Source organism: Kitasatospora sp. NPDC052896 (assembly GCF_044547075.1).
Lineage (GTDB): Bacteria > Actinomycetota > Actinomycetes > Streptomycetales > Streptomycetaceae > Kitasatospora.
Genome location: NZ_JBITZU010000048.1, coordinates 1 through 18,158, shown reverse-complemented (window position 1 = coordinate 18,158; position 18,158 = coordinate 1). Strand labels below are relative to the sequence as shown.

14 protein-coding genes are annotated in these 18,158 nt (G+C 70.4%); 9 read left to right on the top strand and 5 right to left on the bottom strand.

Going from position 1 to position 18,158, the window contains the following annotated elements; genetic code table 11:
* The coding region (locus tag ACIGXM_RS36715) for a hypothetical protein (RefSeq protein ID WP_396568470.1) at positions 1–195 on the top strand (195 nt) is incomplete at its 5' end.
* 539 nt (positions 196–734) lie between these two features.
* On the opposite strand, the gene ACIGXM_RS36710 is transcribed toward ACIGXM_RS36715, so the two are convergent.
* On the bottom strand, positions 735–3,437 hold the full coding sequence (locus ACIGXM_RS36710; RefSeq protein WP_396568469.1) for a hypothetical protein: 2,703 nt from the start codon (positions 3,435–3,437) through the stop codon (positions 735–737).
* Between the two features lie 1,108 nt (positions 3,438–4,545).
* Here ACIGXM_RS36710 and ACIGXM_RS36705 point away from each other — a divergent pair.
* The 5 genes from ACIGXM_RS36705 (at position 4,546) to ACIGXM_RS36685 (ending at position 8,822) form a co-directional block, all read left to right on the top strand.
* Complete coding sequence (locus ACIGXM_RS36705) at positions 4,546–5,325, top strand: transposase (RefSeq protein WP_396568468.1); 780 nt, start codon at positions 4,546–4,548, stop codon at positions 5,323–5,325.
* A 29-nt stretch (positions 5,326–5,354) separates the two neighbouring features.
* A complete protein-coding gene (locus tag ACIGXM_RS36700) occupies positions 5,355–6,116 on the top strand; it encodes a transposase (RefSeq protein ID WP_396568467.1) in 762 nt (253 codons plus the stop codon).
* A gap of 402 nt (positions 6,117–6,518) precedes the next feature.
* Positions 6,519–6,731 (top strand): hypothetical protein, encoded by a 213-nt coding sequence (locus ACIGXM_RS36695; RefSeq protein ID WP_396568466.1) that lies wholly within the window; start codon positions 6,519–6,521, stop codon positions 6,729–6,731.
* 50 nt (positions 6,732–6,781) lie between these two features.
* A complete protein-coding gene (locus tag ACIGXM_RS36690; protein ID WP_396568465.1) occupies positions 6,782–7,957 on the top strand; it encodes a hypothetical protein in 1,176 nt (391 codons plus the stop codon).
* A 457-nt stretch (positions 7,958–8,414) separates the two neighbouring features.
* Positions 8,415–8,822: an SHOCT domain-containing protein gene (locus tag ACIGXM_RS36685; RefSeq protein WP_396568464.1), complete on the top strand. Its 408-nt coding sequence runs from the start codon at positions 8,415–8,417 to the stop codon at positions 8,820–8,822.
* A gap of 69 nt (positions 8,823–8,891) precedes the next feature.
* Here ACIGXM_RS36685 and ACIGXM_RS36680 read toward each other — a convergent pair whose 3' ends face one another.
* The 4 genes from ACIGXM_RS36680 to ACIGXM_RS36665 form a co-directional block, all read right to left on the bottom strand.
* The gene (locus ACIGXM_RS36680) at positions 8,892–10,103 is read right to left on the bottom strand and encodes a cytochrome P450 (protein WP_396568463.1); all 1,212 of its coding nucleotides are present in this window, start codon (positions 10,101–10,103) and stop codon (positions 8,892–8,894) included.
* 89 nt (positions 10,104–10,192) lie between these two features.
* Complete coding sequence (locus ACIGXM_RS36675; RefSeq protein WP_396568462.1) at positions 10,193–11,416, bottom strand: cytochrome P450; 1,224 nt, start codon at positions 11,414–11,416, stop codon at positions 10,193–10,195.
* Positions 11,417–11,474: 58 nt separating this feature from the next.
* Positions 11,475–14,537 carry an amino acid adenylation domain-containing protein gene (locus ACIGXM_RS36670; protein WP_396568461.1) on the bottom strand — a complete coding sequence of 1,021 codons (3,063 nt, stop codon included), beginning with the start codon at positions 14,535–14,537 and terminating at the stop codon, positions 11,475–11,477.
* A gap of 46 nt (positions 14,538–14,583) precedes the next feature.
* Positions 14,584–15,027: a pyridoxamine 5'-phosphate oxidase family protein gene (locus tag ACIGXM_RS36665; protein WP_396568460.1), complete on the bottom strand. Its 444-nt coding sequence runs from the start codon at positions 15,025–15,027 to the stop codon at positions 14,584–14,586.
* A 418-nt stretch (positions 15,028–15,445) separates the two neighbouring features.
* On the opposite strand from ACIGXM_RS36665, the gene ACIGXM_RS36660 reads away from it, so the two are divergent.
* The 3 genes from ACIGXM_RS36660 (at position 15,446) to ACIGXM_RS36650 (ending at position 18,028) form a co-directional block, all read left to right on the top strand.
* Positions 15,446–16,411 carry an ATP-binding cassette domain-containing protein gene (locus tag ACIGXM_RS36660; protein ID WP_396568459.1) on the top strand — a complete coding sequence of 322 codons (966 nt, stop codon included), beginning with the start codon at positions 15,446–15,448 and terminating at the stop codon, positions 16,409–16,411.
* Between the two features lie 2 nt (positions 16,412–16,413).
* A complete protein-coding gene (locus ACIGXM_RS36655) occupies positions 16,414–17,256 on the top strand; it encodes an ABC transporter permease (RefSeq protein WP_396568458.1) in 843 nt (280 codons plus the stop codon).
* 151 nt (positions 17,257–17,407) lie between these two features.
* Positions 17,408–18,028, top strand: coding sequence for a hypothetical protein (locus tag ACIGXM_RS36650; RefSeq protein ID WP_396568457.1), 621 nt, complete (start codon positions 17,408–17,410; stop codon positions 18,026–18,028).
* The last annotated feature ends 130 nt before the right edge of the window (positions 18,029–18,158 follow it).

Here is an 18,158-nt window from a genome sequence, read left to right as displayed (position 1 = left end):
CCGCACCTTGGAGCAGCTGAAGGCCCGTGGGACGCCTCTCGGAAAACACCCCGCAGATCAAATCTGACAGTTATTCAATTACAAGCCCCCGGCCGCACCGAGAACTGCCAGATCGGCGTCTTCGCCGCCTACACCTCCGCACGCGGCCGTGCCCTGGTGGACCGCGAACTCTACCTTGCCAAGATCTTGCCGTAGTCGCCAGGCAACGCGTCCAACATCCGGGGCCAAGGCCCCTATCCTCATCAGCTTCGACACCTGGGGCCGCCTGCCCCACCAGCTCCTCCTCGCCGGCGGAGGAACACAGCGCACGATCGCCTACGTCGCCGACTCCGACCACGGACAACGGGACAACCTGTGGGCCGCCTGCACACGCTCCAGACAGCGACCGACGACGACGTCACGGCGCTCACCGCCGAACGCCGCCAGTACTACACCGACGCCCTCCGCGAACTCGACGACGCCCCAGGAGCGCGATGATGACTGTTGACGAACCACTCTTCGGCACCCCGCGCCGTCGCCGCACGACGCCGCCGCCCACTTCGTGCTCGGCCGGGTATCCGCGCCGACCCCGTGGTGGGCGGCCCAGTGGCTGGCCACCGGCCACGACGGCGAAGCGCTGCGCGAGATGGCCGGGCTGAATGTCCGTGACACCCGCACGCTCCAGGAGGGCCCGGCGCGGCGCGAGGGCCGGGCTGAGCCGGGGTGAGCCAAGACGATCAGCCCGACACCGGGTCTCACCACTCGAAGCGATCCAGCTCGGCGAACCAGTCGACGGCCGCCTCGTCGGTGGAGTCACTGCTGAACCGCCGCACCGCGTCATCCAACGACAGACTGGCCGGCAGCACCAGAACGTCCTGCACGGCGTCGTCGGGTGCGCACAGCAGACGTCCGCCGTCGTCTCCGATGACCACGTACCAGGCGCCGCCTCGAGCGAGATGCTCGAGATAGTGCTGCAGGCTCGGATTCGCGCGGACAGCGACGCCGAGGCACGGCGCGTCGGACGGGCGGCCGGGGCCCGTGACGAAATGCATCGTGTCGGGTTCGCGCTGAGGCACCCGGTCGGCCATGGGATACGCGGGCGCGTGCGAGTGGTGTCCACCGCTCCGGGGCTCCCCGGTCACCGCCATCACCGCGTGCCGTGCATGCGATGCCGTCCCCGAGTTCGCGTATCCCTGGAACGCGCCCTGGTCTCGTACGATCAAGTCGCACCCGGCAGCGAAGCGCTCGAGAACCGTGACGCACGCGGAGTCGTCCCAATCAGCGCCGTCGGCATACACAACGACGCACTCGGTCTCGTCAGCGCCCTGGGTGAGCCAGTGCACCACGCTCGCTTCGTAGAGCTCGAGCTCCCCCTCCAGGGACACCGCCGTCACGGCCCCATCGTACTGTCCCGTTCCATCGACGATGGCGACGCCCTCCGGGGCGGTCACGACCCGCTGGAGGAAGCCGCGCAGCGCGGGTTCATCCGACTTCATCGGAGCGCTCAGGTGCACGAGGTACGCCCAGGACGTGAGCGAGCCGTCGTGCGGATCCTGGCGAATGTACCTGCCCAGGGCATCGTCGTAGTCCGCGGTCGTCCTGGCGGGCAGGCCGGCATGGTCGATGAGGTGTTGGGCCGTCAGGGCGGGGGCCGAGGTCAGGTCGAGGAAGCCGCGGATGGTGCCGGCGGTCTTGACCGCGACGATGCTCGCCCCGAAGGCGGGGGGAACGGTCACCAATGCGCTGGTGTCACAGAGGACGTATTCCTGTTGGGCATTCGCCAGGACGCACTGTCCGCTGCGCGGCAGGACGAGCGGGTCGGCGACGACCGTCACCTTGGCCCCACTGTTCGGGTCGATGGCGACGACCTCCCCAGTGCCCGGGTGCCTCAGCCGCTGGGCGCCGACGGTGCCGGTGGGTACGAAGCAGTCACCGCCTTCCCGGTAGTACCGGACGTCGTCGTAGACGTAGAGGCATTCGTCGTCGGAGAGCGTCACCAGGTTCGACGCCCCGCATCTGACCAACGATGAACCCGCGTCAGGAAGCGTCGCGATCCAGGAGTACCGGGCGAAGTCGAGCGGCTGCAGATCGTCCGGACGCTTGCACGGCTTCTCGATGCCGCCTTTTTGGGTCACCAGGAGACAGAACCCCGAGTCGTCGTCCTTCTCGCCGAACTCGGCGGGCCGCAGGCTCGCTGGCGTGTGGAAATGGCTTCCGCCCAGAGTGACGATGATCCGGCCGGTGTCCGTGCCTCCGGGCACGTACTTCTCCACGACCTGGAGCCGCGGGAGCGCAGCCACCCGGTGCTGGGCTTCCGCCTTCTGAAGCGCCCCCGACGGCACGACCCACGTGGTCCCGCCCGCGACGATGAAGCGGCTGCCGGCGGACAACTTCCGGACGGCGTCGCGCGCCCGCCCGAGGAACATGCCGTCGTTCGGTTCGGTGGACGGAACCCACAGGCTCAGCTCGGCATCGACGTGGCCGGAGACGACCTGCTCGAATGCCGCACGGTCCCGTACCGCCTTGGACCCGTCGGTCCACGCCGTGTCCGCTCGAACGTGGACGTCACCGTGACGGAACAGCAGCATCTGTCCGGCCCTCCGGCCGTCTGTCGGGCCGCTTGTTGATATTTCCTCCGTTACCGCGTCGGCGATCCTGAGCTTGACCTTCTGCGCCCACTCCAGTTGGTTCAGCAACCTCCTCTCCGGGGAATTCGAACCGTGAGTGGCGTTGCGCCTCGTGGCGAGCTTGGCGCGAGTGATGAAGCCGATGAAGCGACCGTCCTCACTCACGGCCCGGACATGACTGTCGAGGTAGCCGAAGTTATAGTTGGTGAGGCCCGGCATCTCGATTGTCTTAGCGATGTCCTTCTCTACATCGATCACGCACGGATTCTGGTCGGAAGCACGTTCGACGAGCAGCGCGCGAGAACCACCTTGCCGCAGGATGAGCAGGTCAGCACCGGCGGCGGACTCCTTCTTGACCCATGTGCCGAGGACCGCGTGCCACGGATAGGAATTCCGGTATTTCTCGGCGGCCACGTCGTACGTGCGCGAGGCGTTGAACGCCTTTTTCATCGCCTCCGCGGCGTCGGCGAACGCCCGAACCAGCGCGTCGTAGTTGAGTCCAAGCGTGGCCCACGCTGCAGCGGCGTTATTGTTCTTCGCCTGCGCCGCATTCGACAGGGTGTACCGCGCGTCGTAGTACACCGCTTTCGTAGTGTCGTGGGTGATATGCGGCTGATAGATCGTCTGCTTCCTCGGATCGGCGAACTCCACCTGCAGCGTGAAGTGATACCCGTTGCCGCTGTCGTAGACAAGCGACGTGAGTGAGACGTTGTCGCGTTTTGCCCCGCCCACGCGCTGGACAAAGGCCTTCCAGTCCGTCTCCGAGACGTAGGTTCCAGGCCGCACCGGCGGTGGCGGCATGCCCTCACCCGGATCGAACGCTTCAGACATGGTGATCCCCCTCGTCGAACGTCGAACGTCGAACTCGCCGAGCCTAGGCGCCGGTGACACGACGCCATTGCCAGAAAGCGCAACCAGTGGCGCATGATCTACCGTGCGGGCGGGACGTCTCGGCGGCTCGGCTCGGTCGCCGGAACGGGGGCGGCCCAGAATGGTCCGTCCAGGCCTGCTACCGACGGGTCGGCCACCCGCCCGGGTGGGAGTACGACTCGAAGTTGTGGCGCGCGCCCCGGCGAACTCGTGCTGCTCCGGGTGGCGCCGGAACTCCGCGACGAATGCCGCGAAGCCCTCGACCCACGGCGCCGGAATACGCCCGGCTCGGTCACCTGCGTGACCAGGACCGGTTCCCCACCCGAGCGGTCACCAGCGAGCTGAACCGGCTTCGCCGCTGGCCTGCCGGAGCAGGAGATGTGGTGTGTGGAGCGCGCCGCCGACTACGGGGTCTCCAGGATGTGCTCGTGGCCGGGTCCATCTGGTGGCTATCGAGCGGCACCGGAAGCCGCTCCTCCGGGCTGCTTTGCGATCTCCAGGTGCTCCAACCCGGCGACACCGCCCCGGCCCTGCGGCGCTACCCCTGCTCGGGTCCGACACCCGGTGACGACAGTGGCGGTTGGGCGGTCACGGCGCCGCGGGCCACCGCCCGGCCGGGATGTACCCGGCCGGGCACCCGGACAACCGGGCGAGCGGCCCCAGTCCACTCAGTGGACTCTCAGTACGTTCCCGAGCACTCGACCACGCCGCCCAGGGTGTAGTTCTCGACGCGCACCCAGACGTCTCCACCCGGGCCGTCCCAGTGGTAGGCGGTGCGCTGCCAGCCACCGCCCGGCCCGAAGTCCCGGGCGTCGTAGGTCCCCGCTCTTGCCGCTGTCGGACTCCCAGTTCAGCCCCCCTTGACTTCCGCTCCCCGCCCTGGCTTGACTCTGTCGGTGATCTTGGAGTTTCCCGGTGTGCCTGCCTGATCAGCGGGCATGCTCGGGGCTGATCGAAGACCATGTAGTTGTCGAGGTGTCAGTTGTCGCTCCGTCCCCGTCTCGGCGAGCAAGTTCCTTCTCTGACCGCGCGGATCGCGCGGGCGAGCAACCCTGGCGGTACGACGGCAATGTGGGTGAGAGACCGGCTGGACGGTCTGTGGCGTGACGAGGACTTCACCAGCTGGTACCCACGCGACGGACGTCCCGGCCTGGCACCCGCACAGCTGGCCACCGTGAGCGTGCTGCAGTTCCTGCTGGGCCTGTCCGACCGCGACGCCGCGGAGGCCGTGCGGTGCCGTATCGACTTCAAGTACGCGCTCTGCCTCGAACTGGACGACCCCGGCTTCCACCACAGCGTCCTGTCCGACTTCCGGGAGCGGCTACTGCAGGACGGGCGCGCGGACCAGCTCCTGGACCTGGCCCTGGCCCGCTTGAAGGAAGCCGGGCTGGTCCGCGAGCGCACCACGCAGCGCACGGACTCGACCCACGTGCTGGCCGCGGTGCGGGATCTGACCCGGCTGGAGCTGGTCACCGAGGCGGTCCGCGCCACGCTGGAGGAGACAGCCCGCACGGCCGGACATCTCCTGGCCGGCCTGGTCGACGAGGACTGGGGCCGCCGCTACGGCCGCCCGGTCCGGCTGGGCAAGAACCCTACCCGCCCGAAGACGAGGATCCTGGCCGCCGGCGAGGACGCCTGCCGCCTGCTGGAACACCTCCACCGGCACGGGCCGGGCTACCGACCCGGACCGCAGGCCGAGGCACTGCGACGCGTTGTCGTGCAGAACTACTACCGCGACGCGGCGGGCTACCACCCTCCGCTTCGGCAGTCGTCTCGCCCTACGACGTTACGGCTCGTTACGTCCGTCACGGGCACATCATTGCCTGGAAGGGATTCGCCGCCCACCTGACCGAAACATGCGACCCCGGCAGCGTCAACGTGATCACGGACGTAGCCACCACCTCAGCCGCCACCAGCGACGCCCAGGTCTTGCCCGGCCTCCACGCTCACCTGGCCCACCGCCAACTGCTGCCCGCCGAGCATTTGGTCGACGGTGGCTACACCTCCCTGATCCATCTGGAGCGGGCCGACCGCGAACACCATGTCACCGTCAACGGCCCGCTCACCGTCAACCCCACCCGCCAGCACCGCCAGGGCGAGGGCTTCAGCCGGGACGACTTCCACATCGACTACGACCGCCGCCAGGTGACCTGTCCGAACGGCCAGGTCAGTGCCGGCTGGCACGGCCCCTACCCGACCTCCGAGCTCGCCGGCGCACCTCTGATCGTCGCGCGATTCACCCAGAGCCAGTGCCAGCCGTGTCAGGACCGGCCCCGCTGCACCAGAGCTCCCGCCAGGAACGTGGGCTTCCCTCCACGAGAGCTCCGCGAGCTGCAGCTCCGCGTCCGAGCCGAGCAGCAGACACCCGAGTGGGAGGCCCGCTACGCGGTCCGCTCCGGCATCGAGGGCACCGTCAACGAGTTCGCTCACGGACACGGCATGCGCCGCTGCCGCTACCGCGGCCAGCCGAAAGCCCACCTGCAGCACGTTCTCACGGCCATCGCCGTGAACATCGAACGCCTCAGCCGCCAAGCAGCAGCCGAGGAAACCCGCGCGGCGAGACCGCCGACCGCCTTCCAGACCTACCTCGACCAGCATCAGATCCCCCGGTCCAAGTCCTGGCGGACCCTCGGAACCTGACCTCGCTCATCAAGATCACCGACAGAGTCAAGATAGGGTCTGACACGAAAATGGGTGAATCGCGCAGCCCGGCGCGAGCGGCCTCGCATGAGACGGCAAGTCCGGGGTGAGCGCGATTCATGGGAGGTCAGCCGGAGAGACCGTCTTCACTGACTACGAGTGAGCCTCGGGCACCACAGCCCGTCGCGGACGAGGCCGGTATGAGCCCGCAGCACGGCCCGGGTGAGTCGGTGCCGCGAAGGCCGGAGCGAGCCTCTCGGCAGGGCACTCCGCCTCGCTCTCTCCTGGTGGCACCTCAGCTATCCTCCGTCGTCATGAGTGCGATGAGCAAGGCGCGGCTCGAGGAGATGGCCGAGGAGGCCACGATCGACTGCTACGGCGAGGACGAAGAGCTCGCTGGCGATGCTCGACGAGCACGTGGTCGTCCCCTTCAGAACGGTGGTGCTCGGAGTGGAAGTCGTCGTGGACGAGGTTGACCTTCGGGGCACTCAGATTGTCGCGGTCTGCCCTCGCGGACCGCACCGGCAGGCCATCGGTATCGTCGACCTCCCGCTTCCATCACCCGCGCCCGAAGGTGCGGAGTGGATCGAGGCGTTCTGCCACTGGGCGCCCTGACCAGACGAGCCCGGTCCCCGACAACCCATGAGAGCCGTGGAGAACTCCCATTGAGTGAGTACCAGTACTACGAGTTCCTGGCCGTGGACCGCCCGTTGGACGCAGATCAGCTCGCCGCAGTCCGCGCGCTGTCCACCAGGGCGCGGGTGACGTCGACCAGCTTCACCAACAGCTACGAGTGGGGCGACTTCCGGGGAGATCCGCGCCAGATGATGGAGCGCTACTACGACGCCCATCTCTACCTCGCCAACTGGGGCACCCACCGGCTGATGCTCAAGCTGCCCCAGCGGCTCCTCGACCTGCGAACCGCGCAGCAGTACTGCTTCGAGGAGTCCGTGCAGGCGTGGACCGCCGGCGCGGATCTCCTGCTCGACCTGACCAGTGAGGACGAGGAGGGCGACTGGGACGAGGACGCCGAGGACTCACTGGCCTCGATCGTCGGAGTGCGGGCCGAACTCGCGGCCGGCGACCTCCGCTCCCTCTATCTGGCCTGGCTGTCCGCCCTCAGCGGCCGGGAGCTGCGCGAGGGCGACGAGGAGGACTTCCAGAGCGAGACCGAACCACCCGTCCCGGCGGGCCTGGCCACCTTGAGCGCACCACAGCGCGCCCTCGCCGACTTCCTGCGCGTCGACCCGGACCTGCTCGCGGTCGCCTCTGAGGCCAGCCGCGCGCACACCGCGAAGGCTGCTTCGGACGTGGAACTGACGGGGTGGATCGAGGCCCTGCCCACCGCGGAGAAGAACACGCTACTGCTCCGCGTCGTCCGCGACGAGGACCCTCATGTCCGCACCGAACTGCTGCGTCGCTTCCGCGGAGCCTCGAAGGCAGCACCGGCAGCAACTGCGAGGCGCACCGCGGCCCGACTCCTCGACGCAGCAGCAGCCCGCCGAGCAGACCGGCGACACCTTGCCGACGAACACCGCGCCCGGCAACTCGCCCACCAGGAAGAACAGGCAGCCCTCGCCCGCGAGAAGCGTCTGACAGCACTGATCGGCCAGGAAGAGGCCACCTGGTCGCACATCACCACCCTGATCGATACCACACGGCAGCGCGACTACGACACAGCCGTGGAACTCCTCCGAGATCTCCAGGAGGTAAGCCAACGCGCCGGTGGGTCCGACGAATTCAGCCGCCGCTTCGCAGCTCTGCGCGGCCGGCATGCACGTAAGTCCAGCCTCATCGAACGCTTCGACCGCGCCGGCCTCAGCTCGCACCCCAGCCGGTAGCTGACGCTCCTCACCGCACCCGTACACCCCAGTCCACCCAGCTCTCAGGAGCTGCGGGCGGCGCCCCGGGGGCGGATTGCGAGACATGACAGCTCCCGGCCGCTCCGCCTCCGCAGGACACGTCACCGCTCGCCACTCGGCATCCCGCCGCGCCGCGGGTGGAGATCACCGCCACTGACGAGACGCGGCCGTGCCACAGATCCCGCGCCGACCTCCACCGGGAGCTGGGCCTGGTACGCGTGTCGTCGATCAGCAAGCGCTGCTGGGCCGGCGCGGGCCGAGCCTCGACGGACCGGGGAGAGGGAAAAGAGGAGGGAGAGGGGTTTTCGATGGGATCCTTTGCGGAGTCTTTGCCGGAGCTCCTGTCCCGTTCGGCCAGCGGTCGCCGGTTCGATGGCAGGCTGCTATGCCTGAATTGTCCGCTCGTGCCGGGCGAGCCGCAGCCAGGAGCCGACAAATGACCAACTACCCCGTTCTGAATCTGTTCTGGACCATGCTGGAGTTCTTCCTCCTGGTCCTGTGGCTCTTCCTCCTCTTCAAGGTCATCTCCGATGTCTTCCGCAGCCACGACATGAGCGGCCTGGCCAAGGCGGGCTGGCTCGTGCTGGTCATCGTGCTGCCCTTCCTCGGCGTGCTGCTGTACGTGATCATCCGCGGCAGGTCCATGGGCGAACGCGACCACGAGCAGGCCCGGAAGGCGGACGAGGCCTTCAAGCAGTACGTCCGCGAGGCAGCCGGGACGCCCGGCGGCGGATCGGCCTCGCACGTCGACCAACTCGCCAAACTCGCCGACCTCAGGAGCAGCGGTGCGCTGAGCGAGCAGGAGTACCAGGCGGCCAAGGACAAGCTGCTGGGCTCGGGCTGAGGCGCTCGGCTGCCCGTCCGGTGCCCGCGCGGCACCGGACGGGCAGCGGGCAGCTGCGACAAGGAGCGGTCACCAGCTGACGGGGAGGGTGCGCGGTGACCTGCTCGGGGACTCGTCCTCCCAGACGGGGTGGTCGTCCTCGGCCGGACGCAGCTGCGGGAGCCGGTCGAACAGTGCTTCCAGGCACACGGTCATCTGGGCCCGGGCCAGGTGGGACCCTACGCAGTTGTGCGCTCCACGGCCGAAGGCGAGGTGGGGGTTGTCCACGCGGCACAGGTCGAGCCGGTCGCCGTCGGCGAAGACACTCTCGTCGCGGTTGGCCGCGGCGAGTACGGGCAGCACCGCGTCACCGGCGCGGATCGTCCGGCCGTGCAGCTCGATGTCCTCGACGGCCTGGAGGACCACGACACCGTTCATCACCGGCAGGTAGCGCAGGAGTTCCTCCACCGCGCCGGGCAGGAGGTCGCGGTGGTCGCGCAGACGGGCGTACTCGCCGGGCGAGGTCAGCAGGGTCAGCACGGCGTCGGCCAGGAACATGGTGCTCGTCCGGTAGCCGGCGACCAGCATGGAGAGTCCGAAGCTCACCGCGCTCTCGTGGTCCAGAGTGCCGTGCTCGCACTCGGAGACCAGTTTGGTGAGCATGTCGTCACCGGGCTCGCACCGCCTGCGGTCGAGCAGCGAGGTGATGTACCCGCGCAGTTGGGAGGTGACCCCGCGGCCCTGCTCCAGCGTGAGCAGGGCCCCGAGCGCGGCGTCCGCCCTGGGCAGGAAGTACCCGCTGTCCTCGTAGGGGATGCCCACCAGATCGCACATCACCGTGATCGGGAAGGGCTCGAGGAACCGGCCGACCAGGTCGCCGGGCCGGTCGCCGTCGACGAACGGGTCGAGCAGCCGGTCGGCCGACTGCCGGATGCGCGGCAACCGGCTCCGGATCGACCGGACACTGAACGGCTCGCTGAGGGCCCTGCGCAGGGCGGCGTGCCGGGGGCCCTCGAGTTCCATCATGGTGATCAGGCCCGGCTCGTCACCGGGGGCCCGGCCGGGGCGGGGCGGCCAGTCGGTGATGCTCGGCCTGATCAGCCGGGAGTCGGCGACCAGTTCCTTGACGTCCTCGTACCGGGTGGCGTACCAGGCGGTGGCGCCGATCGGCAGTCGGACCTTGGCCAGCGGGCACTCCCGGCGCAGCCGGCCGTACTCCTCGGGCGGCCCCATGGTGCCCGGCGGCGGGAGGGGCAGGTCGATGACGGGCACGTCGACGTCGGGTTCCGGCGTGGTGTTCACGGGTGGGCCTCCCCTGGTCGTGTGCGACCGTCGTGTTCGACGGTTCGGTCGTCCGGGCCCGGTGGGGTGCGAGGGGCCGGCGGTCCGGTTCACCAGGTGACCGGGAGGGTCAGCGGTGACTTGGTGACGGATTGGTCGTCCCAGCCGGGCTCCTGCCCGTCGGCCAGGCGCAGCCGGGCGAAGCGGTCGAACAACGCCTCCAGGCCCACGGTCAGTTCGGCGCGTGCCAGGTGGGCGCCGACGCAGTTGTGGGTTCCCCGGCCGAAGGCGAGGTGGGGGTTGTCCGCGCGGCCCAGGTCGAGCCGGGCGGCGTCGGCGAACACGCTCCCGTCGCGGTTGGCGGAGGCCAGCACGGGGATGACGGCGTCACCCCTGCGGACCGTCCGTCCGCACAGGTCGATGGTCTCGGTGGCCAACAGCAGCAGGGTACCGTTCATCACCGGCAGGTAGCGCAGGAGTTCCTCCACCGCACCGGTCATGAGGTCGCGGTGGTCACGCAGGCGGACCCACTGGTCCGGCTGCGCCAGCAGGGTGTGCACCGAGTCGGCCAGGAAGAAGCTGCTGATGCCGAAGCCGACCGTGAGCATGGACAGCCCGAAGGCCATCACATCGGCATCGGTGATCACCCCGTCCTCGCACTGGCGGATCAGCAGGCTGAGGACGTCGTCGCCGGGCCGGCTCCGTTTCCGCGCGATCAGCCCGGCCACGTATTCGCGCAGCAGGTCGGTGACCCTGCGTGCTTCCTCCGAGGTCACCATGGTGCCGAGGGCCGCGTCCAGGACCGGCAGGAACCAGTTCCGGTCCTCGAACGGTATGCCCACCAGCTCGCAGAGCACGAGCAGCGGGAAGGGGTCGGTGAATCCGGCCACCAGATCGCCGGGCCGGCCCGCTTCCTGGAACTCCTCCAGCAGTTGCTCGGCCAGCTGACGGATGCGCGGCAGCCGGTCCCGGACGGCTCGGGAGCTGAACGCGGAGGCCACGGCCCTGCGCAGCGCCAGGTGCCGGGGACCCTCCAGTTCCGCCATGGTGACCAGGCGCGGCCCGCCGTCGACGGCCGGGCCGGGGCGGGCCGGCCAGTCGTTGATGGTCGGCCTGATCAGCCGGGAGTCCGCGATCAGTTCCCGGACGTCCGCGTACCGGGTGACGTACCAGGCGGTCGCGTCCATCGGCAGCCTGACCCTGGCCACGGGGCAGCTCGCGCGCAGCCGCACGCACTCCTCGGGCGGCCCCATGGTGCCCGGCGGCGGGAGCGGGAAGTCCAGGGCATCCGCTTCGGGGCCGGGGCCCGGTGCGGCGGGTGGCTGTGGGGTCATGCTCGCTCCCCTTCCGGGTCGCGCGGCCGGGCGGCCGCGCGGACGGGGCCTGCGGCCGCTAGGGTCGCCCGAGGTAGCCGGTGAGGTAGAAGTACTCCAGGTAGCCGTCGAGCAGTTCCGCGTCGACGGGCGGGCAGTGCAGGCCCGCGGTGGCCAGGTCGCGCTCGACGTTGTCCCGGCCCACGGTCGGGAAGGTGCCCTCGAAGTACATCTCCTTGACGGACATGTCCGCCTGCTCGCAGCGGTCCACGCACAGCGAGACGAACGGGGCCGTGGGGCTCGTGGGGTTCTTCGCGACGTGTCGGACGAGTTCGCCCACCCACTCCTCGTAGGGGAGCCGGCGGATCCTGTGCCCGGCCGCGTCCATCCGGTCGAGCATGTCGCTCAGGCTCCCCGGGCGCGGGTTGGTCAGGTGGTAGGTCCGGTGGGTCGTGCGACGCGCCGTGGCGATGTGCACCACCGCGTCGGCCAGGTAGTCCACCGGGACGAAGTCCAGCGGCAGCGGGATGTCGGGGGCCAGCCCCGTCTCGCTGATCGTCTTGAACAGCGAGCAGATCGCGGTGTCGGTGTTGCACGCCCCGGTGCGCCGGTCGCCGGTGATCTCGTACGGCCGGTAGACCGCCACCGGCAGCCCCTGGTCCGCGGCGCCGCGCAGCAACTCCTCGGCGACCCACTTGCTCTCGGCGTAGCCCATGGTGAGCCGGTCGGCGTGATCGAGCGGCTGGTCCTCGTCGACGTGCCGCACACCGGCGGTGCCGAAGCCGGCCAGCACCGCGATGGTGGACAGGAAGTGCACGGGCACACGACGCCCTGCCGCCAGGCGTACGAGCTGCCTGGTGCCCTCCACGTTGGCACGGCGCAGCGCCTCGTAGGGGTAGAGGAAGTTGACCTGCGCGGCCGCGTGGACCACCAGGTCAAGGGTGTCGGCGAGCTCGTCGGCGCGGCCCGGTTCCATGCCGAGTCCGGGCTCGGTGAGGTCGGCGGGGAAGCACACGACGCGGTCGGCGGCCTGCGCGGTGGCGAGGCCGAAGCGGGCCAGGTTCCGCATCACCTTCTGCCGGGCGTGTGCACGGTCGCGGCTTCGCACCGGGCAGTGCACCCGGGCGCCGGTGCGGCGCAGCAGCCGGTCCAGCAGGAAAGCGCCGGCGAAGCCGGACGTGCCGGTCAGCAGCACCTCGCCGGGGTGCTGCCAGTCCGGCTCCGGCCCGCGTCGCGGCTGCAGGGTGAAGCCCAGCCGCGCCTCGGCCCGGAAGTCCACGGCGCCGGTGGTTTCGGGTGACTCGCCCCGGCGGTCCTTGACGGCGACGAGGGTGGCGACGGCGGCGCTGAAGTCCTCCAGGGTCGGGGAGCGCAGCAGACTGTGGATCAGCGTGCGGCCGTGCCGGGCGTCGAGCTCGAAGGCGGCCAGCGTGCGGGTGACGACCTCGGCGGCCAGCAGGGAGTCGCCACCGATGTCGAAGAAGCTGTCACCGGGTGCCGGGTGCGTGCCCAGCACCACCTGCCACACCCGCGCCAGGGAGTCCTGGGGTTCGGGGCCTGTGCGCTCCTCCCGCACCGGGGTGGTGACGGCTTCGGTGGCCACCAGTCCGCGCAGCCGGCGGCGGTCCACCTTGCCAGCCGCGGTCACCGGGAACTGCGCGACCTCCACCAGCCGCGCGGGCACCGCGGCCGCGGGCAGCCACTGGGCGAGGCTGCCGCGGATGCGGTCCACGGGCAGCCCCTGACCGGGGTCGGCCGGTGTCACGTACCCGACCAGGGTGCCGTCCTCCAGTTGGACGACGGCCTCGCCCACCGCGTCGTCCGCCCGCAGTCGCGCCTCGATCTCGTCCGGCTCGATGCGGTGCCCGCGCAGTTTGATCTGCCGGTCCGCCCGGGCCCGGTACTCCAGCAGGCCGTCCGCGCGCCGGACCACCCGGTCGCCGGTGCGGTAGAGCCGTGTTCCGGGATCGAAGCGGTTGTCGACGAAGCGCTCGGCGGTCAGCTCGGGGTCACCGAGGTACCCCAGGGCGAGCCCGTCCCCGCCGACCAGGAGTTCGCCTTCCTCGCCGACGTCCGCGAGCGCGCCGTCCGCGCGTACCACGTAGCAGGTGGAGTTCTCCAGGGGACGGCCGATCGGCACGGCCGTCACCTCCGGAGGGAGGTCGTGGACCAGGTGCGCGGTGGAGACCACGCTGTTCTCGGTCGGACCGTAGAAGTTGACCACCGTGGTGTCCGGGCAGGCCGCCAGTACCGCGCGGGCCAGCTGGGGATCCATCGCCTCACCACCGGCCGAGGCGAACCGCAGGGTCCGCAGTGCCGACGGCCTGGTGCGCGCGATGTGGTGGAACACCCCGGTGGTCAGATAGGCGACGCTGACCCGCTCGGAGAGCAGCCGTGATTCCAGGGCGGCCGGTGACAGCAGCTCTTCCTGCTCGGCGATCACGACGCAGGCGCCGGCGAGCAGCGGGGACCAGATCTCGATCGTGGAGGCGTCCGAGGAGAGGCCGTAGGCGTGCAGCACCCGTTCACCGGGCCGTGGACGCTGCCAGACCAGGTCGGAGGCGGCCAGCCGGACCACGCCGCGGTGCGGGATCGCCACGGGTTTGGGGCGGCCGGTCGAGCCCGAGGTGAACATCACGTAGGCGCAGTCCGTGGGGTCCACGCCGGCCCGCGGGACCGCGGCCGGGGCAGTGGCCGCCAGGCCGCCCAGGTCGATGCGGGTGCGCACGCGCCGGAGGCGGCAGACGCTCCCCGGCAGTGTCACCACGGTGTGGACGCCCGCGTCCTCGGTCATCGCCTGCAGTCGCCCGGGCGGTGAGGAGTCGTCGAGCGGGACGTACGCGGCACCGGTCTTGAGGACGCCCAGGAAGGCGACCAGTGCTTCCAGGGACCTGCCCCCGCAGACACCGACCTCGTCACCGTGCCGCACCCCGGACTCGCGCATCCGGGCGGCCAGCGTGTCGGAGCGGGTCCTGAGCTCGCCGTAGCTGATGCTGCGGCCGTCCTGCACGCACGCGGTGGCCCGCGGGCGGAGCTCCGCCTGGGCGTCGAACAGTTCGTGCAGGCAGCGGTCGCGCGGATACCGCTCCGTCCCGGATTTCCAGGCCGCTGCGGCCGGTTGCGTCGTCGTGTCGAGGACCATCGGAGGAATCCTGTCTGTCCTGCGCTCACCACCTGGGCCGGGCGGACTACGGGGCGAACTCCGTGGCGAAGGCGGAGAAGTCGGCTGTCCGCCACCTCTGCGGCCGCATGCGGAGGAGGATGTCGTCGGTCAGCTGCTGGCGGTTGGCGGCCAGGTACGCCGCCGCGGTGTCCGTGTCCAGGTACCGGTGGGCCAGCGCCTCGTGCTCGGCCGGGGGCAGTGGATCCTCCACGGCCACCACCGGCCCCTCCACGCTGACGTAGCGGTACGGCGCCGACTCGTCCTGCGCGCAGAGGCTGAACCGGCCCGCGTCGCGGATGAGCCGGGCCTTCAGCGTCCCCCGCCCCGTCTGGATCGTCACCAGCCCGCCGGGCCGGTAGGAATACCAGAGCGGGACCAGCAGCGGACCACCGTCGCCGCGCGGATCGTCCACCCCGAGGATTCCCACGTGCAGGCCGGCGAGGAAGTCTTCCCGATCTTCAACCGACATCCTGAGATCCACTGGTGCCACCTCGATTCGGCGGAGAATCGCGACCGGTGTGTCGGTCCTGGCGCGAGATGTGAGCCGACTGGGTACGCTCCGGCCGACGCGTGGGCGCCGAGGCCGCCGGGTCGGGACGGGCCCTCTTCCAACGGTCGACCAGACCCGGCCGGTTCGCATTTCGGGCGGCCGTGAGGAGCAGGGCCCCCGGGAGGCCCGGCAGGGAGCGTGCCCGACCGGGGGCCGTGCCGACCACCCGGCGTGTGGGCGCACCATCCTGGTGGGGGACCGCGGCGACGGCCGAGGTGGGCCCGCCGGGACGCGGGCCGGCGGGCCGTTCCCCGACGGGTGAGCAGAATGAGAGGTGCGTCGCCAACGGTGGGCCGACGCCCTTGATCGGTAGCCGGCCGGGAGGAGGAAGGCGCAGATGGGGGCAGCCATCCGAGCCGAGGGCCTGGTGAAGACCTTCGGCGACATCAGGGCTCTGGACGGCGTCGACCTGGACGTGCCGGAGGGGTCGGTGCTGGGCCTGCTCGGCCCCAACGGCGCCGGCAAGACCACCGCGGTGCGGGTGCTCACCACGCTGCTGCTGCCCGACGCGGGCACTGCCGAGGTCGCGGGAGTGGACGTGCTCAGGCACCCCGGCCGGGTGCGCGGCCTGATAGGCCTGTGCGGCCAGTACGCGGCGGTCGACGAGTACCTCACCGGCCGGGAGAACCTCCGGATGGTGGGCGAGCTCTACCAGATGCGGGCCAGGGCCGCCAGGACGCGCGCCCGGGAGCTGCTGGAGTGGTTCGACCTCACCGAAGCGGCCGACCGCCCGGCCAGGACCTACTCCGGCGGCATGCGCCGCCGGCTCGACCTGGCGGCGGCACTGGTGGCACGGCCCCCGGTCATGTTCCTCGACGAGCCCACCACCGGCCTGGACCCGCGCAATCGGCTGGCGCTGTGGGAGCTGATCGAGACGCTGGCGGCGGAGGGCACCACCCTGCTGCTCACGACCCAGTACCTGGAGGAGGCCGACCGGTTGGCGCACGACATCGCCGTGGTCGACCATGGCCAGGTGATCGCACGCGGCTCCGCCGACGATCTCAAGGCCAGGATCGGCGGCGAGCGGGTGGAGGTGGTGGTCCACGACCGCCGGCTGATCGGCGCGGCCGTGGCGGCGCTCACCCCGTACGGTGCGGGCCGGGCCGACGTGGAGCAGCGCACCCGGCGCATCACCGTGCCGGTGAGCGGGGGCGCCGGGGTGCTCGCCGACGTCATCCGCGAGCTGGACCGGCGGGACATCCCCATCGACGACATCGGCCTGCACAGGCCCACCCTCGACGATGTCTTCCTCTTCTTCACCGGTCACGCGGCCGAGGGGACCGGCCTCGGGAAGGACGGATGACCATGGCGATCGTCAGCACCGAAGCGGCGGAACACCCGACTCCGCGGCTGCGTGGCGGAGTCGTCCAGATGGCGCGCGATTCCTGGGTGATCGCCCGGCGGAACCTGCGCCGGATGACCCGGATACCCGAGATCGTGGTCTTCGGGCTGTTGCAGCCGGTGATGTTCGTACTGCTCTTCTCGTACGTGATGGGTGGCGCGATCAAGGTACCGGGCGGCGGCTACCGGGAGTTCCTGATGGCCGGGGTCTTCGCCCAGACGGTCGCCTTCGCGGTGGAAGGGGCCTCGGCCGGCATCGCGGACGACATGACCAAGGGCCTGGTGGAGCGCTTCCGCTCGCTGCCCATGGCGCGCTCGGCGGTGCTCGCCGGGCGGACCCTGGCCGACGTGCTGCAGAGTGCCCTCGTCCTGCTGGTGCTGGCGGTGGTGGCGCTCCTGGTGGGCTGGCGGGTGCACCAGGGGGTGCCCAGGGCGCTGGGTGCCTTCCTGCTGCTGCTCCTGTTGGGCTACGCCTTCTCCTGGATCGGGGCGCTGATCGGCCTGTCGCTGCGCAGCCCGGAGGCGGCCACCTCGGCGGGCCTGATCTGGCTCTTCCCGCTCACCTTCCTCTCCAACGCCTTCGTCCCGGTGAACACCATGCCAGGCTGGTTGCAGGCGATCGCGTACTGGAACCCGTTCAGCGCCACCGTCCAGGCCTGCCGGAAACTGTTCGGCAACCCCGGGACGGACGGCGCGCACGTCTGGCCGATGCAGCATCCGGTCGTGGCATCCACGCTCTGGTCACTGCTGATCCTGGCGCTGTTCTCCTGGCTGTCGGTGCGCAAGTACCGCAACGCGGCCGGCTGACCGGCCGGGGAGCGGCCGAGCGGCTCTGCCTCCCTTCGACCGGGCCCCACGGCTCGCGTCCCGCGAAGTCGCGATCGGGCCGGCGGCCTGCGCGGCCGCAGGTGTCCCGGAGGCGGATGGGCTGTCACCCGGGGTCGGTAGGGTGCTCGCCATGTCCGAATCCGATGCCGCCCTCGAGTCGAACGACGACCTCCCGCGCGTCCCGAACGCGCCGTGCTGCGGCGCGCGCGGCGTGCCGGAGTCGCACGGCGCTGGTTCAGCCGAGTTCGAACCGACCTCGCCACCGCTGGGCGGTGAACCGTCCGAGCGTCTCATCGACGAGATCCTCGCCGGGGAGCGTGACGTCGTCGAGCTGGCGCGGTCACTGGTTTCGGCCGAGCCCCGGCCGTTCCTGCCGCTGACCATGGACGAGGACCGGTCCGGCCCCTACGAGCTCGACGGGCTCGACGATCACTACCTGGAGGACGTGCGTCGCGGAGCGCTGCTGGTGCTGGCCGGCGACTACGTCAGCGAGGCGGAGTGGGGCGAGGACCTGACCGAGGGATTCGACCGGATGGACGACTACGCCTCGGACTTCGACGTCCTCGTCGAACGGCTCTCGGCACATTACGGCGAACCGGTCGAGGGGGCGGAGGAGTTGCGCTGTTCGGACTCCGGCAAGGCCGCGCACTGGCGAGCGGGAGGGTCGACGCTGGTGCTCCAGGTGTACTCGAGCTACGGCGACGGCGACATCGAGCTCCACCTCTGGCTCGCGGCGGTCGCACCAGCCTGAGGAGCACGCCCGAACCCATCAGGGGCGCCCTCGCACGGGGTGGTTTCTAGTGGTCGTCGCAACACGTGGTCGGTTGTCTAGGCCGCGATGAGTTTATGCAGACGCTCGGCTGGGGTTTCCCAGCCGAGCG